16 protein-coding genes are annotated in these 20,423 nt (G+C 39.2%); all 16 read left to right on the top strand.

Translation table 11 applies throughout. From position 1 onward, the window contains the following. Positions 1-11: 11 nt before the first annotated feature. Positions 12-2,705, top strand: a complete 2,694-nt coding sequence (mgtA, locus tag GYM71_RS08710) for a magnesium-translocating P-type ATPase (RefSeq protein ID WP_374106523.1) — start codon at positions 12-14, stop codon at positions 2,703-2,705. Between the two features lie 297 nt (positions 2,706-3,002). Continuing rightward, positions 3,003-4,979: a methionine--tRNA ligase gene (metG, locus tag GYM71_RS08705; RefSeq protein WP_220220174.1), complete on the top strand. Its 1,977-nt coding sequence runs from the start codon at positions 3,003-3,005 to the stop codon at positions 4,977-4,979. Beyond that, on the top strand, positions 4,979-5,746 hold the full coding sequence (locus GYM71_RS08700) for a TatD family hydrolase (RefSeq protein ID WP_220220173.1): 768 nt from the start codon (positions 4,979-4,981) through the stop codon (positions 5,744-5,746). Before metG ends, GYM71_RS08700 begins: the two co-directional genes overlap by 1 nt. Next, positions 5,733-6,305: a ribonuclease M5 gene (rnmV, locus tag GYM71_RS08695; RefSeq protein WP_220220172.1), complete on the top strand. Its 573-nt coding sequence runs from the start codon at positions 5,733-5,735 to the stop codon at positions 6,303-6,305. Before GYM71_RS08700 ends, rnmV begins: the two co-directional genes overlap by 14 nt. Next, on the top strand, positions 6,298-7,185 hold the full coding sequence (rsmA, locus tag GYM71_RS08690) for a 16S rRNA (adenine(1518)-N(6)/adenine(1519)-N(6))-dimethyltransferase RsmA (protein WP_220220171.1): 888 nt from the start codon (positions 6,298-6,300) through the stop codon (positions 7,183-7,185). Before rnmV ends, rsmA begins: the two co-directional genes overlap by 8 nt. Before the next feature lie 85 nt (positions 7,186-7,270). Continuing rightward, positions 7,271-7,516 carry a Veg family protein gene (locus GYM71_RS08685; protein ID WP_103752268.1) on the top strand — a complete coding sequence of 82 codons (246 nt, stop codon included), beginning with the start codon at positions 7,271-7,273 and terminating at the stop codon, positions 7,514-7,516. 119 nt (positions 7,517-7,635) lie between these two features. After that, entirely contained in the window at positions 7,636-8,466 is an 831-nt protein-coding gene (gene purR / locus GYM71_RS08680) for a pur operon repressor (RefSeq protein WP_103752269.1), read from the top strand. 58 nt (positions 8,467-8,524) lie between these two features. Then, entirely contained in the window at positions 8,525-9,910 is a 1,386-nt protein-coding gene (gene glmU, locus GYM71_RS08675) for a bifunctional UDP-N-acetylglucosamine diphosphorylase/glucosamine-1-phosphate N-acetyltransferase GlmU (protein WP_103752270.1), read from the top strand. A 96-nt stretch (positions 9,911-10,006) separates the two neighbouring features. Further along, positions 10,007-11,350 (top strand): MFS transporter, encoded by a 1,344-nt coding sequence (locus GYM71_RS08670; RefSeq protein ID WP_220220170.1) that lies wholly within the window; start codon positions 10,007-10,009, stop codon positions 11,348-11,350. A gap of 182 nt (positions 11,351-11,532) precedes the next feature. Continuing rightward, positions 11,533-13,083, top strand: coding sequence for an SLAP domain-containing protein (locus tag GYM71_RS08665; RefSeq protein ID WP_103752272.1), 1,551 nt, complete (start codon positions 11,533-11,535; stop codon positions 13,081-13,083). Between the two features lie 86 nt (positions 13,084-13,169). Next, complete coding sequence (locus GYM71_RS08660) at positions 13,170-13,562, top strand: nuclear transport factor 2 family protein (protein WP_220220169.1); 393 nt, start codon at positions 13,170-13,172, stop codon at positions 13,560-13,562. A 295-nt stretch (positions 13,563-13,857) separates the two neighbouring features. Next, complete coding sequence (locus GYM71_RS08655; RefSeq protein ID WP_220220168.1) at positions 13,858-15,222, top strand: PTS sugar transporter subunit IIC; 1,365 nt, start codon at positions 13,858-13,860, stop codon at positions 15,220-15,222. A gap of 10 nt (positions 15,223-15,232) precedes the next feature. Then, a complete protein-coding gene (locus GYM71_RS08650; RefSeq protein WP_220220167.1) occupies positions 15,233-16,330 on the top strand; it encodes a DUF871 domain-containing protein in 1,098 nt (365 codons plus the stop codon). 142 nt (positions 16,331-16,472) lie between these two features. Beyond that, a complete protein-coding gene (locus GYM71_RS08645) occupies positions 16,473-17,522 on the top strand; it encodes a DUF871 domain-containing protein (protein ID WP_220220166.1) in 1,050 nt (349 codons plus the stop codon). 243 nt (positions 17,523-17,765) lie between these two features. After that, positions 17,766-18,248, top strand: a complete 483-nt coding sequence (locus GYM71_RS08640) for a cysteine hydrolase family protein (RefSeq protein ID WP_220220165.1) — start codon at positions 17,766-17,768, stop codon at positions 18,246-18,248. Positions 18,249-18,452: 204 nt separating this feature from the next. Then, positions 18,453-20,423: a glucose PTS transporter subunit IIA gene (locus GYM71_RS08635; protein WP_220220164.1), complete on the top strand. Its 1,971-nt coding sequence runs from the start codon at positions 18,453-18,455 to the stop codon at positions 20,421-20,423.

Genomic DNA, 20,423 nt, shown 5'->3' with positions numbered 1-20,423 from the left:
GGAGAGTGAGAATGATGCTGAGAAAACCAAGTGAGACAACCAGCAACAAAGATCTAGCATTGGTCAAAGCAATTGCTAATGAAGGCAGATCAGAGACCTTAGCAAGACTGCATGCTAGCAGTAATGGTTTATCCACAAGGCAGGCAGAAAAAAATCGCGCGGAATATGGGGCAAATACGATTGCGTCCAATAAGCATAATTCTAAGTTACGTTTCTTAGCGGAAGCATTTATTACGCCGTTTACATTAGTACTGCTGGTCTTAGCGACCCTGTCGCTATTTACGGATTACATCTTTGTTCCAGCTGGTGAAAAAGATTTAACAACTGTTGCCATTATGCTAATAATGGTATTCATTTCTGGGATTACAAGTTTTATTCAAAATGTCAGGTCTTCAAATGCGGTTGATTCATTATTGAAGATGGTTTCCGTAACAACTGACATTATCAGAGACGGTAAAGACCAGGAAATTGATACCAGTGAAGTTGTAGTAGGAGACGTCATTCGTCTGGCTGCTGGTGATATGGTGCCAGCAGATATGCGGCTGCTTTCAAGCAAAGACCTCTTTTGCTCCTCAAGTTCTCTTAACGGTGAATCTAATCCGGTTGAGAAAATTGCGACTAAAAAGCCCAAGATTGGGGCTGACCGTGACTACCTGGATTACCCTAATATTCTTTATGAGGGGACGACAATCGTTTCGGGTTCAGGTTTGGGTGTCGTGTTTGCGACGGGCGAACGAACCATGTTTGGTAAGCTTGCTCATGATATTTCACACCACGATGTTAAAAATACTGCCTTTGATGTCGGGATTAAAAATGTCTCCAAGTTGTTAATTATTATGACGGCAATTATTGCTCCGCTTGTTTTTATTATTAACGGTTTGACTAAGGGTGATTGGGTTAACGCACTGATTTTCTCAATTGCAACCGCTGTTGGTTTAACGCCAGAGATGCTGCCCGTTATTGTGACGACTAACCTTGTTAAGGGTTCAATCGAAATGTCGAAAAAGGGCACAATCGTCAAAAAGATGAATTCAATCCAAAACTTCGGTTCAGCTGATATCCTATGTACGGATAAAACTGGAACTTTGACGCAGGACAAAGTTGTTTTGGAGCGGCATTATGACTTAAATTTACACGAAAATTCCACTATTTTGGAACTGGGTTACCTCAATTCTTACTACCAAACGGGGATGAAAAATCTAATTGATAAAGCCATCATTGAAGCTGCTGGTGATGAGCTTGATATCAATGAAATTCAGCGTGATTATAACAAAATTGATGAGATTCCATTTGACTTCTCTCGTAGAAGAATGAGCGTTGTTGTGGAAAATTCTGACCGTGAGCACGGCGAACACCTACTTGTTACTAAAGGTGCGTCCGAGGAAATGATTGCTGTTTCCACTAAGATCGAGGTTGACGGACAGATTTTGCCATTAACACCTGAACGCAAGCAGAAAGTAATGGCAAAAGTCAATGACATGAATGATGACGGCTTACGGGTAATTATGCTTGCTTACAAGCGTAATCCTGCTCCAGTAGGCGAATTCTCGGTCAAAGATGAAAGCGACTTAATCCTTTGTGGTTTCTTAGCATTCCTTGATCCACCTAAGGAAAGTGCTAAAGATGCTTTGGCTAGACTTAAAAAGGATGGGATCACCGTTAAGATTTTAACTGGTGATAATGAAGCCGTTACAAGAACTGTGGGCCTGCAAGTTGGGCTCAATGTCGACACGGTTTATTCCGGTGCTGATTTAGAAGGCAAAAAGCCGGAAGAATTAGCTAAAATGGTAGAAGAATGCAATATCTTTGTTAAGTTATCGCCAGAAGATAAAACCAATATTATTAACTTGCTCAAGCAAAATGGTCATACCGTCGGTTATATGGGAGACGGTATCAATGACGCGCCAGCAATGAAGGCCGCTGATGTATCGATTTCTGTGGATACTGCGGTGGATATCGCTAAGGAATCCGCTGATATTATTTTGCTGCATAAAGACTTAAATGTGCTGGAAACCGGAGTAAGAATCGGGCGCAAAGTATTTGGCAATACGATGAAATACATTAAGATAACTTTATCTTCCAATTTCGGTAATATTTTATCAATCATGGTGGCTTCGTCATTCTTGCCATTTTTGCCAATGTTGCCATTACAGTTACTAGTTTTAGATTTGCTTTACGGCACAAGCTGCTTGTCGTTACCATTTGATGACATGTCAAATGAATTTTTAAGTGAGCCGCGTAGTTGGTCGACGAAAAAATTGCCTAAATTTATGTTTTATTTTGGACCAACATCATCAATATTTGATATTTTGACTTTTGGCTTACTCTTCTTTGTGATTTGTCCACACCTTGTTGGTGGCAGCTATCAAACACTTAATCCAGCACAGCAAGCTGCCTTTATTGCATTGTTCCACACTGGTTGGTTCATTGAATCACTGTGGACGCAAGAAATGGTTATTCATGCATTGCGGGACCCACGCTTGCCGTTTATTGGTCAACATGCTGCACCTGGCGTAACGCTAGCAACTTTTGGCGCCGGCGTCATTGGGACACTAATTCCGTTTTCATTTCTTGCAAATAAATTGGGCTTTGGCAAAATGCCCGTCAGCTTTATTTGGGTAGTTTTGGCAATTCTTGTTCTTTACATCCTGTTAACAACGATTGTTAAGCACTTCTACCTTAAAAACGAAAAGTTTTTAATTTAAGGCTATACCTGCCTAAAAAGCCCTTTAGTTACAGGGAATTTAATATTTAGTCCTATGTCTTAGTGGTAAAGAAACACACTTTTTGATTAAAGAATTTTCAGGTTATTTCTTAAAGTTGTGTCTTCCAAGCGCAGCGAGCTTGTTAGGACCAAGTCCTAAGCAAAAGGGAAAAAAGCAGGCTATTTTAAGCAAATTACGTTATGAAATAGTAAAAAAGAGAACTCCGTAAGGAATTCTCTTTTTTATTGATGTAGTATAATATAATGAAATTAAACGAATCTTAAGGAGAAAATGAACATGGCTGATAAAAAAACTTTTTATATTACAACCCCAATCTACTATCCGTCTGGTCGTCTAACAATTGGTAATGCATACACAACAATTGCGGCTGATGTAATGGCACGCTACAAGCGTAGTCAGGGTTACGATACTTTCTTTTTAACTGGTACCGATGAACACGGCTTAAAAATTGAACAAAAAGCTGAAAAACAAGGTATTAAACCCCAAGAGTTTGTCGACAAGATGGTTAAAACATACAAAAAGTTATGGAAAAGCCTGGATATCTCATATGACAAATTTATTCGAACTACTGACGAAGAGCATGTTAAGGGTGTTCAAAAGATTTTTGAACAGCTTTTAAAGCAGGGTGATATTTATCTTGGTGAATACACTGGCTGGTATTCAGTTGAAGATGAAGAATACTTTACAGAATCGCAATTGGCCGAAGTCTATAAAGATGACACCGGCAATGTAATTGGTGGTAAGGCACCATCAGGCCATGAAGTGCAATTAGTTAAAGAGCCATCATATTTCTTCAAGATGAGCAAGTACGCTGATCGACTTTACCAGTATTATCAAGATCATCCTGATTTCATTTTGCCTCATTCACGTGAAAAGGAAATGGTTAATAACTTTATTAAACCAGGCCTTGAAGATCTTTCCGTCACGCGGACAACTGTTTCTTGGGGAATTCCTGTGCCAAGTGATCCTAAGCACGTGGTTTATGTTTGGATTGACGCGTTGTCCAACTATATTACTGCATTAGGGTATGGCTCTGATGACGATTCTTTATTTAAGAAATACTGGCCTGCTGATGTTCACCTTGTAGGTAAAGAGATTGTTCGCTTCCATACAATCTACTGGCCAATTATGTTGATGGCATTAGGATTGCCACTACCAAAGCACATTATTGGTCATGGTTGGGTATTGATGAAAGACGGTAAAATGTCCAAGTCTAAGGGCAATGCCGTTTACCCAGAATCAATCATTAACCGTTATGGTGTTGACGCTTTGCGCTACTACTTAATGCGCGCATTGCCATTTGGTGCAGATGGTGTCTTTACTCCAGAAGATTTCGTTGAGAGAGTTAACTATGATTTAGCTAATGATTTAGGCAACTTATTAAACAGAACGGTATCTATGATTAATCAGTATCAAGACGGCAAAGTTAGTCCAATTGCATCAGAGCAAGATGAATTAGGTCAAGATCTAATTAAAGTTGCTAACAACGTAATCACTGATTATCTGAAGAAAATGGATACACTTCACTTCACTCAAGCCATTGAAGATATCTGGCAACTAGTTAGTCGCGCTAATAAATATATTGATGAAACGATGCCTTGGGCCTTGAATAAAGAAGGTAAAAAGGACGATTTGGCGCGTGTAATGACCAATCTGGCTGAAAGCTTGCGGATTATTGCGTTATTAATTGCGCCAATTATGACTAGAACACCAGTAGAAATGTTTAAGCAACTTGGTCTGGACTGGAATAATGAGGACCAAAAGAAGCTTCACTTTGGCGATTTTGACTGGAATGTCCAAGTTACAGAAAAGCCAGAACCAATTTATCCACGCTTAAAGCCTGAAGAGGAAATTAAGTATATTCAAGATGAAATGGCAAAGGCTAAGCCAAAAAAGCAAAGCCGGAGTGAAAAAGAACAAGGACCTGAAATCACGATTGATGATTTTGATAAAGTTAAGATCCAAGTTGGTAAAATTTTAGCAGTTGAGCCAGTTCAAGGTTCAAGCAAATTGCTGCAATTCCAATTGGATTTTGGTAATGGTGATGAGCGGCAAATTCTGAGCGGCATTCGGAAATATTACCCTAATGCAAGTGAATTATTAGGTAAAAAAGTTTTGGCTGTGACTAATTTAAAGCCACGCAAGATGTTAGGTCATCTGAGCCAAGGAATGCTGCTTTCAAGCGAAAAGAATGGTCAAGTCAAATTGGCACTAGTTGGCGATGAACATGAAATTGGGGCAGATTTAGCTTAATGGAATTAATTGATAACCATACGCATTTGCAGGATGAACCCTTTCGGGGAAAAGAAGAATTTTACCTTGATCGTGCACAAAAGTTAGGTGTAACTAAACTAATTTGCGTCGGGCAAGATCCGGATTTTAATAAGCGTGCGATTGACCTCAGTCAGCGCTTTAGCCAAGTGTATGCAATGGTGGGGTACTGCCCCGATGTAGCTAAGGATTACAATCAAGAAGCTGAAGACCAATTAATTGAGCAGCTGCAAATACCTGGTGTTGTTGCAATGGGAGAAATCGGTCTTGATTATTATTGGGATGAATCACCGCGCCAAAAGCAGCGTGAAGTGTTTGCTCGCCAGATTGAGGTTGCCCACGAATTGAAGAAGCCCGTAGATATCCATACAAGGGATGCGTTTGCTGATTGTTATGATATTTTAAAAAATAGCAATCTGGAATACGGTGCAGTTCTCCATAGCTTTAACGGCAATTCATCGTGGCTAGCAAAATTTTTAGACTTGAATGTTTGTTTCTCATATTCGGGTGTTGTTTCGTTTACCAAGGCAACCGAGGTTCATGAGGCGGCCAAAAATACGCCGCTCGACCGTTTGCTAGTAGAAACCGATGCACCATTTCTAACGCCTAAGCCTTACCGTGGCCGTCAAAACGAGCCGGGTAATGTCTACTATGTAGCAAAAGCAATTGCGCAGCTTAAAAATATTTCGTTAGAAGAAGTTGCAGAAGCCACGTACACAAATACAATGAGGGTTTATGGTCTTAAATAAAAAACAATTTAATGCTGTTGTGGTCGTTGAGGGCAAAGATGATACGATTCGCTTAAACCAATTTTTTCCTGGGATCGAAACAATTGAAACCAACGGTTCAGATGTTCCGGAGGCGGTTTTAACAGAACTGAAGGAATTAGCTAAAAATCGTGAAATTATTGTGTTAACTGACCCGGATCTCAACGGTGAACGAATTCGGCGGTTAGTGACAGAAGCTGTCCCTAATGCCAAGCAGGCGTTTATCACGCGCAAAGAAGGAGAACCGACTAAGCATGGTCGCGGTAGTTCATTGGGGGTAGAGCATGCTTCAAAACAAGCACTCGTGAAAGCCTTGCAGGACTTACATGAAAGCCAAGCTTTACCAAGTGACTTAACTAAAAGCGATTACCAAAGGCTGGGACTGTCCAGTGGTGTAGATTCTCGCAAATTACGAGAGCAAGTCGGCATAAAATTGCGGGTTGGCTATGGCAATGCCAAGCAGTTTTATAAAAGGCTGCATACCTTTGGTGTGACACTTGCTGAACTTGAGCAGGCAGTTGAGGAGGCAAAAAATGAATAATGAAATTCCAATTGGCTCGTTTGTCAGGACTCAAGCAATTATTAACCGTTATTTCGTCCATGCAAAGAAAAATCTTGGTCAAAACTTTCTGGTTGATTTAGATGCTATTCAGGGCATTGTTCAAGCGGCTGAAATAAAACCTGATGACCAAGTAATTGAAATTGGACCAGGCATTGGTTCGTTGACGGAGCAATTATTGTTAGCAGGCGCGAAAGTTTTTGCTTATGAAGTTGACGAGAGCTTGCCTGAAATTTTGCATAATGAGTTACCAGCCAAAGTTAATGGTGCATTGTTGCAGGACCGTTTCAAACTGTTATTAAAAGATATTTTGAAAGCAGATTTTGCTAAGGATCTAAGTGGCTTTTTTGATATGAATAAACCAGTCAAAGTAGTCGCAAATTTACCGTACTATATAACAACTCCAATTATTTTCTTTTTAAATCAATCAGACTTAAACTTCACTAGTTTAACCTTAATGATGCAGCAGGAAGTAGCCGAGCGTCTTGGCGCTCAGCCCAATAGCAAGGAGTACGGACCACTAACAATTGCTGTTCAAACGCAGATGAGTGTTCGGAATGCTTTAACTGTTAAAAGCAGTTCGTTTATTCCACGTCCGAAGGTTGATTCCTGCGTTGTAGTGCTTAAGCCTTTAGCAGATAAGCCAGATGTTGGCGATGTTAAACACTTTAACTGGGTAGTAAAAATGTGTTTTGCTCAAAGACGAAAGACTTTAAACAATAACTTGAAAAATTTGGTATCTGATAGTGACGAACGTGCCCGAATTATTGCCGCTATTGGAGTAGAACCGCGCATCAGGCCCGAACAATTACAAATTGCCCAATTTATTCAATTGGCAAAGGAAATCCCGGCTGCTGATTGATGAAAGCGATCTTGGGCTGCTCTTAAAAAGAATTGAAAAAATAATAATATTGTGGTAAAATAGGCTCCTAAAGGAGTTGTTATCAGTGCCAACATCTATTACTACCATAAAGCAGAAATTAGATTCACATTTAGGAGATTCTTTAACTGTTGTTGCAAGAGCAGGACGTAAGAAGGTTACCAAGAGACGCGGTGTATTAAAGGAAACATTTCCAGCAGTTTTTGTAGTCGATTTAGACCAAGATCAAAATAACTTTGAACATGTTTCTTACAGTTACACGGATTTGTTAACCAAAAATATTACATTAAAATTTGATGATTCAGCTGAATAAATCAAGTTAGGGTGAAAAAATAATTTTTTGGCATTAACATTGAAAAATGTTAGTGTCTTTTTTTGTGGTTCAGTGTATAGTAGAAACATGTAAAAAACAAACATTGGGGAGGAGATTTTATGAAACGTTCAGAGCGATTAGTTGACATGACTAAATATTTAATGGAGCGACCACACGACTTAATTCCATTACCGTTTTTTGCCAAACGCTATGGTGCCGCTAAATCATCCATTTCTGAAGACTTGGCAATTTTAAAGCATACTTTAGCTGATAACCAGGATGGAATCTTAGAAACTGTAGCAGGTGCTGCTGGTGGTGTCCGCTATGTTCCATTTTGGGGTAAAAAGCATGCGCAACATTACCTGCAGGATTTGGCAACGCGAATTGAGGATCCAGAACGTATTTTAGCTGGAGGCTTTGTTTATCTTTCTGATATTCTGGGCAATCCCCAAGACCTTGAAAAAATTGGCAAGCTGATTGCAACGCGTTACGCTTATGCCGATATAGATGTGGTGATGACAATTGAAACTAAAGGGATTTCACTTGCTCAGGCTGTCGCTCGTTATTTGAACGTTCCGTTTATTATTGCGCGTAAACGCTCGAAGGTGACAGAAGGGGCCACCGTTTCGGTTAATTATATTTCTTCTTCTCTTGATCGCGTGTCTAAAATGGAGTTGCCAACAAGGGTTTTGAAAGAAAACTCAAATGTTTTATTAGTCGATGACTTTATGATGGCTGGTGGTACGCTAACTGGAATGCAGCAACTAGTTAGAGAATTTAACAGTAATATTGCTGGTGTTTGTGTACTATGTGAAGCCGATTTTGAAGATGAAAAACTAATAGAAGGGCATCTTTCTTTAGTTAAAATAAAGCGTGTTGACGGTAAAAAGAAAGTAATCCTGGCCGAACCGGGCACGCTTATAGCACATACGGACTTTAACCGCTTTTAGGATAAATGTTATACTAAAAAATAAAGAATTAATCTGAGAATAAAAGAGGCTAAAAGTAATGAAAAAGTTTGTAGTTGTTCTTGCAGCTGGTAAAGGTACAAGGATGAAGTCCCGCCTTTACAAAGTCTTGCACCAAGTATGTGGTAAATCAATGGTTGAACACGTTGTTCAAGCAGCCCAAGCGATTAAGCCTGACAAAATTGTGACGGTCGTTGGTAATGGTGCTCAGGAAGTTGAAAAAGTGCTTGCTGGCAAATCCGAATTCGCTTTACAGAAAAAGCAGTTGGGTACTGGTGACGCCGTTTTAACTGCCGAAAAAGAACTGGCTGATAAAGATGGCGCTACTCTGGTAATTACGGGAGATACTCCGCTTTTTACCAGTGAAACCTTCCAAAAATTATTTGATTACCATCAGAACAAGGGTAATGCAGCTACAGTTTTAACAGCTCAGGCTCCTGATCCTTATGGCTATGGACGAATTATCCGTGATGATCAAGATAACGTGCTGCGAATTGTTGAGCAAAAAGATGGTAGCCCCGAAGATTTAAAGATCAAGGAGATTAACACTGGCGTTTTTTGTTTTGACAATAAACTACTTTTTGATGCATTAAAGCATGTCAATAATCAGAATGCTCAGGGTGAATACTACCTGACTGATGTCTTGGAAATCTTGCGTAATGCCGGCCAAAGAATTGGTGCCTACAGGATGCGTGACTTTAGTGAAAGTATTGGTGTCAACGATCGGATTGCGCTGGCTCAAGCTACTAAAATTATGCAAAAGCGGATTAATCAAATGCACATGGAAAACGGTGTAACGTTTATTGATCCGGATACTGCTTATATTGATGCAGATGTTAAAATCGCTTGTGATACTGTCATTGAAGGTAATGTGGTTATCAAGGGCAATTCAGAAATTGGCAGTGACTGTCTAATTACTTCTGGTTCAAGAATCATTGATTCTAAGATTGGCGATCATGTTACTGTAACTTCATCAACGATTGAGAATTCGGAAATGGCTGCTCATACTGATATCGGACCAAATTCTCATTTACGACCAAATTCACTTATTTGCAAGGGAGCACACATTGGCAACTTTGTGGAAATTAAAAATGCTGAAATTGGTGAAAACTCGAAGGTTGGTCATTTAACATATGTTGGCGACGCAACTTTAGGTAAAGACATTAATGTTGGCTGCGGTACGATTTTTGCCAATTACGATGGTGTTAAAAAAGACCATATTAATGTTGGTGACCGAGCATTTATCGGCTCAGGTTCAACTTTGATTGCGCCAGTAAATATTGCTGATCACGCTTTTGTAGCTGCGGATTCAACGATTACTAAGGATGTTAACAAGTACGACATGGCGATTGCTCGCGGTCGTCAAGTTAACAAAGCAGATTATTGGCACAAATTACCGTTGGCCGATGATCCAAATTGGAAATAACTATAATAGTTAAAGCTTTAGCAAAATTGCTAAAGCTTTTTTAGTTTTTTAAAATTTCTAAGAAAGTGCTATCATGAATAAAAAGGGAGTGAAAAAATGTTTAAATGGATCTTAAAACAACCTGACTCACAGAAAATTGTGCCACCTGAAAAGGTTGCAAGTACGTATAAGTGGCGGCAATTTGGCGTGCTGCTCGCAACTTGTATTGGCTACATTGGTTATTACATTATTCGTCTAGTATTTACAACCGAGCAAAATGATATTATGAAGGCCTATCATTTTTCCACGGCTAACATTGGCTTGATTTTATCCTGCTTTGGCATCGGCTACGGTGTGGCTAAGTTATTCATGGGCGTTTTTGCTGATAAATGCGATTCCAACCGCTACCTGATGGCAGGCCTGTTTTTGTCGGCAGTATTAAATATTTTCTTGGGCTCAACCAAAAACTTATATTTAATGATGCTCTTAATGTTTTTAATGGCCGTAACCCAAGGAATGGGTGCAGCGGCTTGTCAAAAAATGATTCAGCTTTGGTGGGGGCCAAGAATGCGGGGCACAATGTATTCTATCTGGTCTTCTGCCCACAATGCCGGTTCATTTATCTGCGTTGCCATCGTACAACTGGCGGTCTTTCTTTTTTCTGGCTCGATTCCCGCAGTTTTCTACACCGCCTCGGTTATTTCATTCATAATTTGCATCTTGATCTTGCTATTAGGAGCTGATCGGCCAAAGGTAGTGGGCTTGCCAGATATTTCAACTTATACCGGTGACAAAGTCATCCTTGATAATGGTCAAGTTTCTACCTCAGATCAAACAGATTTAAGCATCACGCAAATTTTTATTAAATACATTCTGAAAAATAAGCTTGTTTGGGCGGTAACCTTAACATCAATGTCTTTATACCTTGTACGCTATGGTATTCAAAGCTGGATTCCTTCTTATTTGGTTCAAAATAAGGGTTTTGATCCAGCAGCAGCCAAATGGGTAATTGGTATTTTTGAATTGGCTTCTGTGCCAGGCGTGATTATCATTGGTGCAATTTCTGACGCTTTAAAGGGTCGGCGGGCCACAGTTTCAATTGTCTGTGTAATTGGAATGCTGCTTTGTTTAACCTGCTACTTTTTCAGTAGCAATCATACTGTAATTATCATTGCCCTAATTATTATGGGTAACTTGATTTATGCCCCGCTGACGCTTGTTGGCTTAATGATCAATGAAGTTGTGCCAAAGTTTGCCGTTGGTGCTTCGACGGGATTTATGGGCTTTTTCCAGTACATTTTTGGCGAGACATTGGCGACAGCATTAATTGGTATTTTAGTTGATCATTTTGGCTGGATTGCCAGCAATACCGTGCTTTACGGTGCATCAATAGTAGCAGTGCTGTTTTTGCTTTATACTGCAATTAGTGAGCGGCAAATGCGTAAAAAAGCTGCTGAATAGTTTGTTCTTTTAGCAAAGTAAAGTATAATTATTACAAAAATTGGCGCAATAACTTTTGTTTTTAGTATTTAATTAAGAGTATTAAGAAAAGTTAAGTTATTACCAACTTGATTTATAAAATCTCTTTTTTAGTATACAATTACTGTATTGAGATTGTTTTTTAAAACGAGGTAGATAAATAGATGAAACTAAGTCATAAGTTAATGATGGTATCGACTGCTGCACTGATTGGTGTTAGTCCAGTAATAAGTACTAGTCAAGCTGTAACTGTACAAGCTGCCAAAAAGGCAACTGCTAAGAAGAAAACTTCGAAAAAAGGCACAATTAAGTTAAGTCGTAATGCATATGTTTATGACAAGGATGGAAAGCGCCTGAAGACTTACATGGGCAGTGCCAAGAATACTAAGATTGTTAAGGGCATTACCTTGAATTACCGTTCAAAGGTTACAATTTCTGGCAAGGACTACTATGACATTGGTAATGGTGCTTTTGTAAAAGCTGCTAACGTTGGCTATGTTGACGGCAAGAAAGTTGGTAAAACAACTCCAGCAGCAAATACAGCTGTAACAGGCAAGATTAAGCACAATGCTTATATCTATGATGCTAAGGGTAAGACCAATAAAAAGAAGATCAAGAAGGGTCAAACCGTAAGCTTTGACCAATCAATTCATATTGGCAAAAAGCTGTACTACAGAATTAGTGGTCAAGATAATCAATTTATCAAGGCAGCTAATGTTGGCAAGCTTTCTGGTAAGTTAAAGCCTGCTGATACTGATAACACACCAAGTGACAATCAAAATGACCCAACTGTTATTACTTTGAGCCACAATGCCTACATCTATGATGGTGAAGGCCATTCAACTAAGAAATTGCTTAGAACTGGTCAACAAATTCAAGTTGATAAATTGCAATACATCGGAAGTAAATTATACTACCGGATTAGCGATAGCAATTATCCTGGTACTGATCAATGGGTTAAGAAGAATAATGTAGGTGTAATTACCGGTAAGCAATTAAAACCAGCAAATTCTAAGCCAGAACAAGATCCTAACTCTACTCTTGTAACTCTTGCTCGTGATGCTAATGTTTACAACGATAAAGGTGTTCTTCAAACTACCAAGACGTTTGCTAAGGGTCACACTGCTCGGGTAAGCGAACTGCGTTATATTTGGGTTGAAGCCGAAAATAAGGCTGTCTTATTCTACAAGCTGCAAAGCGATAAGAATGGCTTCATTAAAGAAGACGATGTCAGCACAATCAGTGGTCAAAAACTGACTCCAGTTAATACACCGGAATCAGCTAAAAACGCCACTGTAAATGCTGCTGCCTCCGATAAGAAGGCTTTGCAAGATCTTTTAAACCAAGATGCAACGGTTAAGGCAAGTGACGCTTACAAGCTGTCAGCTAAGTCACTTCGCGATGCTTACGATGCTGCAATTACCACTGGTAACCAAATTAATTCTGCTGGTTCAACTATTGCGCAAGTTAATGATGCGGTAAGTAAAATTAATACTGCAAAAGCAGCTCTTAACGGTAAAAAAGTTGTAGTTGCTGATTTAAAGAACTTAACTAGTACTGAAGCTGACCAAATTGTGCAATTAATTGCAACTGTTAATGGGGTAGACAAGAGTGCTATTCAGTTTAGTAACAACAATACAGTTTTAACAATTACTAGTGCAAATGGGTTCCAACAAGTTTTGAACATTTCTGATTACGCAACTACTAACAAGTAGTCACGTAAAAATAGAAGGCGACGCCGAATAGGTGCCGCCTTTTTTCTAAGGTAAATTGCAGTAGTAAATAAAAAAGGATATGCGTTATGACTAAAGAGCAGATTGTGAATGCAAAGGAGCAAATTATCAGAGATTATTTTGATTCCTGGGTTAAGAAAGATTTTTCCAAGCTAGATCAATGGTTTGAACAAGACATGTTCTACCGTGAGTGTTACGGGGCTACTTACCAAGATCTAGCTGAACTTAAAGCATATATTAAAGTGGCGGCCCAGAAACAGACGGTCTTAAAGTGGACAATTTTTAAGATCGAACAAACCACCTCGGGTCAATTTGTTGTTACGTGGTTTTTCCAAGCAAGAGAGGAAAAGGAATATTGTTTTGATGGTGTGTCCCTGATCGATTTTTCTGGACTAAAGATCAAAAGGGTAGTGGAATATTCAACTGAACACAAAACTTATCGACCTTATCAAATTAAATAACAAAGAAAAGAGCATCCCTAAAATAAATTCGATTATGGAAGAGGGATGCTTTTTGCTATACAAACGCTGAAAAAGCTTTCTTTGTAATTTTATTTATGGTATTTTTTTAAAAGTTTTTTGGTATATACCATTATTAATGATAATCAATAAATACACCGTGATTAAGAGCTTACTTTGGTGTATACCAATGCCGTCAGCGCTACGGCCACGCGGATTTCTGCCCAAAAATACTAAAGCGTTTCCAAATTATGTGTTATAATTCAGTTGGAGTAGAAATATAGTAAGGAGAATTATTATGAATGCTTTAATAAATTGGTTAAATAAGCATGTCGTCCCAGTCGCAGCCAAGATTGGGTCAATTCGCTGGCTTGTAGCTTTGCGTGACGCGTTTATTTCCATTATGCCGTTAGTATTGGCTGGATCTATTGCTAATGTTCTTAATGCTTTAGTTAGAGATATGCCTACTAAATTTGGCTGGATGGGCTTTGTTAACTCAATGCAGTGGTTAATTAACATTAACGCTACTGTATGGACAGGTTCGACAGCTATTTTAGGTTTACTGTTTGCCTTTACGTTTGGTTATCACATGTGTGTACAATACAAGGCTGAGCCTATTGCCGGTGGTTTGGTTACTTTAGGTACCTTTATCATGGGATTGCCACAAAGTTTTTCTTTAGACTTAAAGAATGCTTTGACTAAAGGTGATATCAAGAGCTTAACTGATGCTGGCGCAGCTGTTGCTGGTAAAAATGTTAGTGCTTGGGGTTACTTCAACTTTAATAAATACTTTGGCGCTTATGGCTTCTTCACTGTTATGATTATGGGTGGTATTGCTGTTGCAATCTACATCTTCTTAATGAAGAAACACATTACAATTAAGATGCCTGATAGTGTACCTCCTGCAGTTGCAAATGCCTTTACTGGTATTATTCCAGCTATTGCCGGTTTATATGTTGTTGGTATTATCGACTATCTGTTTAGCCTTAATGGTACAACAGTTATTGACTTTATCTCACAAACAATTCAAGAGCCATTGATGAAGATCGGACAAGGGTACTGGTCAGTCTTACTGATTACGTTCTTAGTTCAATTATTCTGGTTCTTCGGTATTCACGGCACCAATGTTTTGGCACCAGTTACCGAAAGTATTTGGATGACCGCTTTAGTTGCTAATGTTAATGCTAGTTCAAAAGGAAAGCCATTACCTTACCTTTGGACTAGAACAGACTTTGACCTTTATGTTTGGATCGGAGGAGCAGGTGCCACATTACTTTTGCTACTTGCTATCTTAGTCTTCTCTAAACGTGAAGATGAGCGTGCTGTGGCCAAGCTTTCAATTATTCCAGGTTTCTTCAATATTAACGAGCCAACAATGTTTGGTATTCCAGTTGTTTTGAACCCAATTTACTTAATTCCATTTGTACTTGCACCAATGGTTATGGTTTCCATTGCATACGGTGCCTTGAGCTTAGGATGGGTTAACCCAGTTAGAGCACAATCTGTTTGGTCAATGCCACCATTTTTAAATGCTATTTTGGCAACCTTTGATTGGCGTTCACTAGTATTACAAATTGTTAATATGGTAGTTGGCTTCTTAATCTACGTCCCATTCGTCATTGCTTCAAACAATGTCGATCCAAATAAAGTTAATAAAGCCTAAGGAGAAAAATATGAAACAGTTAGGTATATCACTTTATCCTGAGCAGAGCACATTTGAACAGGATAAGAAATATATGGATTTAGCCTACAAATATGGCTATCGCAGAATTTTCACCTCACTTCTGCAATTAAAGAGTGCTGATGGCGAAGACCTGCTTGCTAAATTAAAGCAAGATATTGCTTATGCTAATAAGTTAGGCTTTACGACCGTAGTTGATATCAACCCAGGATTATTTAAGGAATTAAAGATTGATTACAACAACTTGGTTTTCTTCCATGATTTAGGCGTCTGGGGTCTTCGGTTAGATGAAGGCTTCAGCGGAATGGAAGAAGCGGCAATGACGCATAATCCATATGGTCTGAAAATTGAACTAAATATGAGTCGTGGTACAAATTACCTTGACAGTATTATGTCCTATGACCCAGAGCCTGATAACCTAATTGGTTGTCACAACTTCTATCCTCAGGAATATACGGGACTGAGCGAAGATATCTTTATGGATTATTCGTTCAAGTACCGTGAATACGGGTTGCATACCGCTGCGTTCATTTCTTCTAAAAATGCTAAGTTTGGTCCATGGCCTGTTCATGAAGGCTTGCCAACAATGGAAAGTGACCGTTTGCGCAATATTGCTAGTCAAGTCACACATTTACGCTTAAGTAAAATGATTGACGATATTATTATCGGTAATGCTTTTGCTAGTGAAGAAGAATTGGCAGCAGCTTCCAAGGCTTTTAATAGTCCATTTCCAGTTTTAGGAATAGAATTTGAAAGTGATGTTTTGCCAATTGAACGCACAATTTGCTTGAAAGAACCGCACTTATACCGCGGAGATGCATCGGAATTTTTGTTGCGAGATACTAAACCACGTGTTGTTTATGCCAAGGAAGATATTCCTGCCCATAACAATCAAAAGACCACTTTTGAATGTGGGGACATCGTTGTTGTTAACGAGCAATACCCACGTTATAAAGGTGAATTACAAATTGTCTTAACCCCATTTGAAAATGATGGTAGACGAAACTTAGTCGGACACCTAAGAGCAGATGATTTAGACCTGCTCGATTTGGTAGAACCTTGGAGTACTTTTAACCTTCAAGAGAACTAATATACAAATTAAATATGGATAAATGAAGAGTCGTGAAAAAAATCACGACTTTTTGTTTTATAATCAATTAGTGAATTAAAATAGTATAATATTATTTGTAAGTGTTTTCACTTTAATAATAGAAATGGGAGAGCAAAAAGACATGTTGGGCTTTTCAATATATCTTAATCATGATTTAACGGCTGAAGACTATAATTATCTACTTGCAATGCGCAATGCTGGCTTAACCACAGTTTTTACATCCTTAAATATTCCGGAAGATGATCCCGCGCAAGTTTTAAAACGTCTGCATGAACTGACTAAATGGTGTCAGAACTTGGAAACAGCAATTATTGCCGATGTTTCGCGAGAAGGCTTAGAACGATTAGGAGTAGCAATTAACGACGTGGCGCAGCTTAGTCAGCTGAATTTATCGGGATTGCGCATCGACGCTGGTGTGAATGTTAATACAATCGCAAGGCTATCAAAAGAAATGCCGATTGCCTTGAATGCAAGTACAATTAGCGAAGATGAACTAGCTGCTTTGCGCGTTCACGGTGCTAATTTTGATCATTTGCAGGCATGGCACAATTTTTATCCACGACCTGAGACTGGGCTTGCTAGCTCATGGCTTAAAGAAAAGAATGAATGGTTGCACCAGGCAAATCTGAAGACAGTTGCTTTTGTTGCTGGGGATAGTTGTCGGCGCGGACCTATTCATGCAGGTTTGCCAACTTTAGAAAAGCACCGCAATGAAAATCCGTTGGCAGCAACGCTGGAATTGCAAAAGTTAGGCTGTGATCATGTGTTTATTGGGGATGCCGCTTTAAAGGCGACCACAATTGCTAGTTTCACTAATTATACAAAGAAAAATGCCCTTACTTTACACTTGGATCGGGAAGTGCCTGAATTATTGACGAATGAATGGCATAATCGTCCTGATGCTGCCCGCGATGTTGTGCGCTTAGTGGAAGGTAGAAAAAGGCAGTTATTTGATGTGAACGCGCAAGCGAGTCCAAAGCCACGTCCCAAGGGAAGTCTGACATGTGATAATGAACGTTACTTACGCTATCAAGGTGAATTGCAAATAACCAAGCGTGACCTGCCAGCTGATGAGCGCGTTAATGTGATTGCTAATGTCGTTTCGGCCGATTTGGCTTTACTTGATCAAGTTGAAGCGGGGCAAGAGCTAATTTTTACGGCAGCAAAATAAAATTCTAAAAAAATAGAAATTACAATTTGTTCAAAAGACCGTCATAGAGCGATTATTACCAATTTATTACAATTTTTCTTAATTGTAATAATGATTATATTGAAAGTTGGCATTATCGCGTTATAATGAAAGCAGATTCAGAGAAAAGTTGCTGAATCGATGAACTTTAAGTTTGTATATGCATATATAGTATACATAAAAGTTTTAGATCTTATTTATTTTTCATCAAGCGAGAGGTTAACTATGTCAGCCGATAATTTATTGTTAGTTGTTGATGTTCAAGAGCAATCAAAGCCATTCTGGGGAGGAAAAGCCGGACAAACAAGAAGGATTAATCAAATTAATCGTATTATTAAAACCTTTGAAAAAAGTAATGAACCTATTTTTTACATTAAACAGGAAAATCATGGTAGCTTGTCTCCTCAATTGGAAGTAGCAGATTCAGCCCCTGTTTATACTAAAAAATTTGCGAGTGCCTTTACTCAATCAAACCTTGTTCAGCGAATTCATGAAATGAGACCAAAGAATATCTTTGTGGTTGGATTAATGAGTCAAACTTGTTTGAAGGCAACTGTTCAGAGTGCATTGGACGAAAAGTACTCGATCACGCTAATTTCATATAACCACGATTCAGTTGTAAAGCCAATCCGTGAGCATTATAACCACTTGTTAACTAAGCTTGGTGCACATCGGCTGACGACTGACGAATTTTTATTAGTTAAATAGTAAAATTAATAAAACTGCAGGAACGTTTAAGTGCGTTAGCTGCAGTTTTTTTACGTTATGGCAATAATATAAGTAATTTTGATATATTGGTATAGCCATAAAATAAAAAGAAATAAAAGTCAACATCAATTGATTGAGCGGTAACAATTGAAAATTGGTCTATTTAATAATATACTTAGCTTGTATTTTAAATAGGAGGGAAAAATGAGCTCAGACAAATATGATGAAATGGGTAGGCAAATTTACGAGCAGATTGGCGGAATCGCTAACGTTAAATCGCTTTACCATTGTATGACTAGAATCAGAATAGCACTTAAAGATCCAGATCGAGTCGATCTTGAAAAACTAAAGCAAGTTCCTGGAGTTATCGGCGTTGTTGCTGGGGAGACACTAGAGATAGTTGTTGGTCCAGGTGTTAATACCAAGGTAGCACAGTCGATGGTTAAGGCTGCTGGTGTTCAAGAAAATGATCCTTTTCCGGAAAATCTTGAGCAAAATTCGACTAGTTCATATGACGAAAATAAAACAGCGGTTATGCAAAAGGCTGCTAGCGTTCACACTGCCCAAAAGGCTAGTTTAAAAAATACTTGGTGGCGCAGTGCATTGGAGCATATTTCAGCTATTTTTGTTCCACTAATTCCAGCATTTGTTGGTGCGGGACTGATTTCTGGTGTAGCTGGAATCTTACGTAATATGATGACAGCCAAGATGCTTCCGCTTAGTTGGAACCTAGGGGTTACTGTTCTTGGCGTTATTGCCAACGGGCTTTTTATTTACCTAAATATTTACGTCGGTATTAATGCGGCCAAAGAATTTGGCGCCACTCCTGGACTAGGTGGAATTATTGGCGGGATTGTTTATTTGCCCGGAGTAGTTGCACCAATGACCATTCCCAATATTTTTGACAAGTTGCCTCTTGCAGCGGGTCAAGGCGGGATCATCGGCGTCTTACTTAGCGTCTGGCTCATGTCTTATGTTGAAAAATTTTTCCATGATCACATGGGAGAATCACTAGATTTAATTTTTACACCATTTTTAACTTTATTAATTATGGGATTAGTTACCATTTTTCTAATTATGCCATTTGCCGGTTGGGTATCAAATTCACTAGTCGGTGGCATAAATTGGATCCTGCATGTTGGTGGGCCAGTTGCTGGTTTTATCTTAGGTACCGCCTTTTTACCAATGGTTCTGTTTGGGTTACACCAGATTCTGACGCCAATTCACCTGCAAATGATTCAAAAAATGGGCTATACACCGCTTTTGCCAATTTTAGCAATGGCTGGAGCTGGCCAAGTTGGTACGGCGATTGCATTGTGGGTTAAATGCCGGAAAAATAAAGAACTCACTAAACTAATTAAGGGAGCCTTGCCAGTCGGCATTTTGGGTGTTGGCGAACCGCTTATTTACGGTGTTTCGCTACCACTCGGTCGGCCATTTATAACTGCTTGCCTTGGCGGCGGAATTGGTGGTGCCGTTCTGGGAGCCTTTGGTAATGTCGGATCAATTGCTATCGGCACCTCAGGCATTGCGTTAATTCCGTTGATTGCTAATAACAAGGCGTTGATTTACTGTTTTGGCTTATTAGCAGCTTATCTTGGTGGTTTTGTTCTTACCTACCTTTGGGGTGTTCCCAAGAGCGCAATGGTAGCTAAAAATGAAGATGGCTCATTAGTAGCTGGTACTGCAGAGCCAGCAGAGTCTGCGGCTGCAACAGAAATTACATTGGCCAGTCCCGTAAGTGGTCAGATTGAAAGCCTAACGGCAGTTCCAGATGATGTTTTTTCTAAAAAAATGCTTGGAGACGGCTTCGCTGTTATTCCTAATGAAGGTACCATTATTGCGCCTGTTGATGGTCGGATATTAACAATTATGGATACCAAGCATGCAATTACGATGGAGTCAGCAACCGGCCCATTAGAATTAGTGCTACATTTTGGCATAGACACGGTTGAATTAGAGGGTGCACCATTTTCAATTGAGGTTGCCAGCGGTCAACACGTTAAACGCGGAGACATTATTGCAAAAGTTGATCTTGCTGCTCTTAAAGCTGCAGGTAAGCCAACAGATGTAATGACAATCATTACTAATATGGAAGATGTTGCTCAAATTACGCCGCTTGCTGCTGGTCAAGTAGAAATTAACCAAGATGCTGTAACAGTTAAAACCAAATAA

This window comes from Lactobacillus panisapium (assembly GCF_019469265.1).
In the GTDB taxonomy this organism is placed as follows: domain Bacteria; phylum Bacillota; class Bacilli; order Lactobacillales; family Lactobacillaceae; genus Lactobacillus; species Lactobacillus panisapium.
The sequence above is the reverse complement of the archived record's forward strand: the minus strand, read 5'-3'. Positions and strand labels throughout refer to the sequence as shown.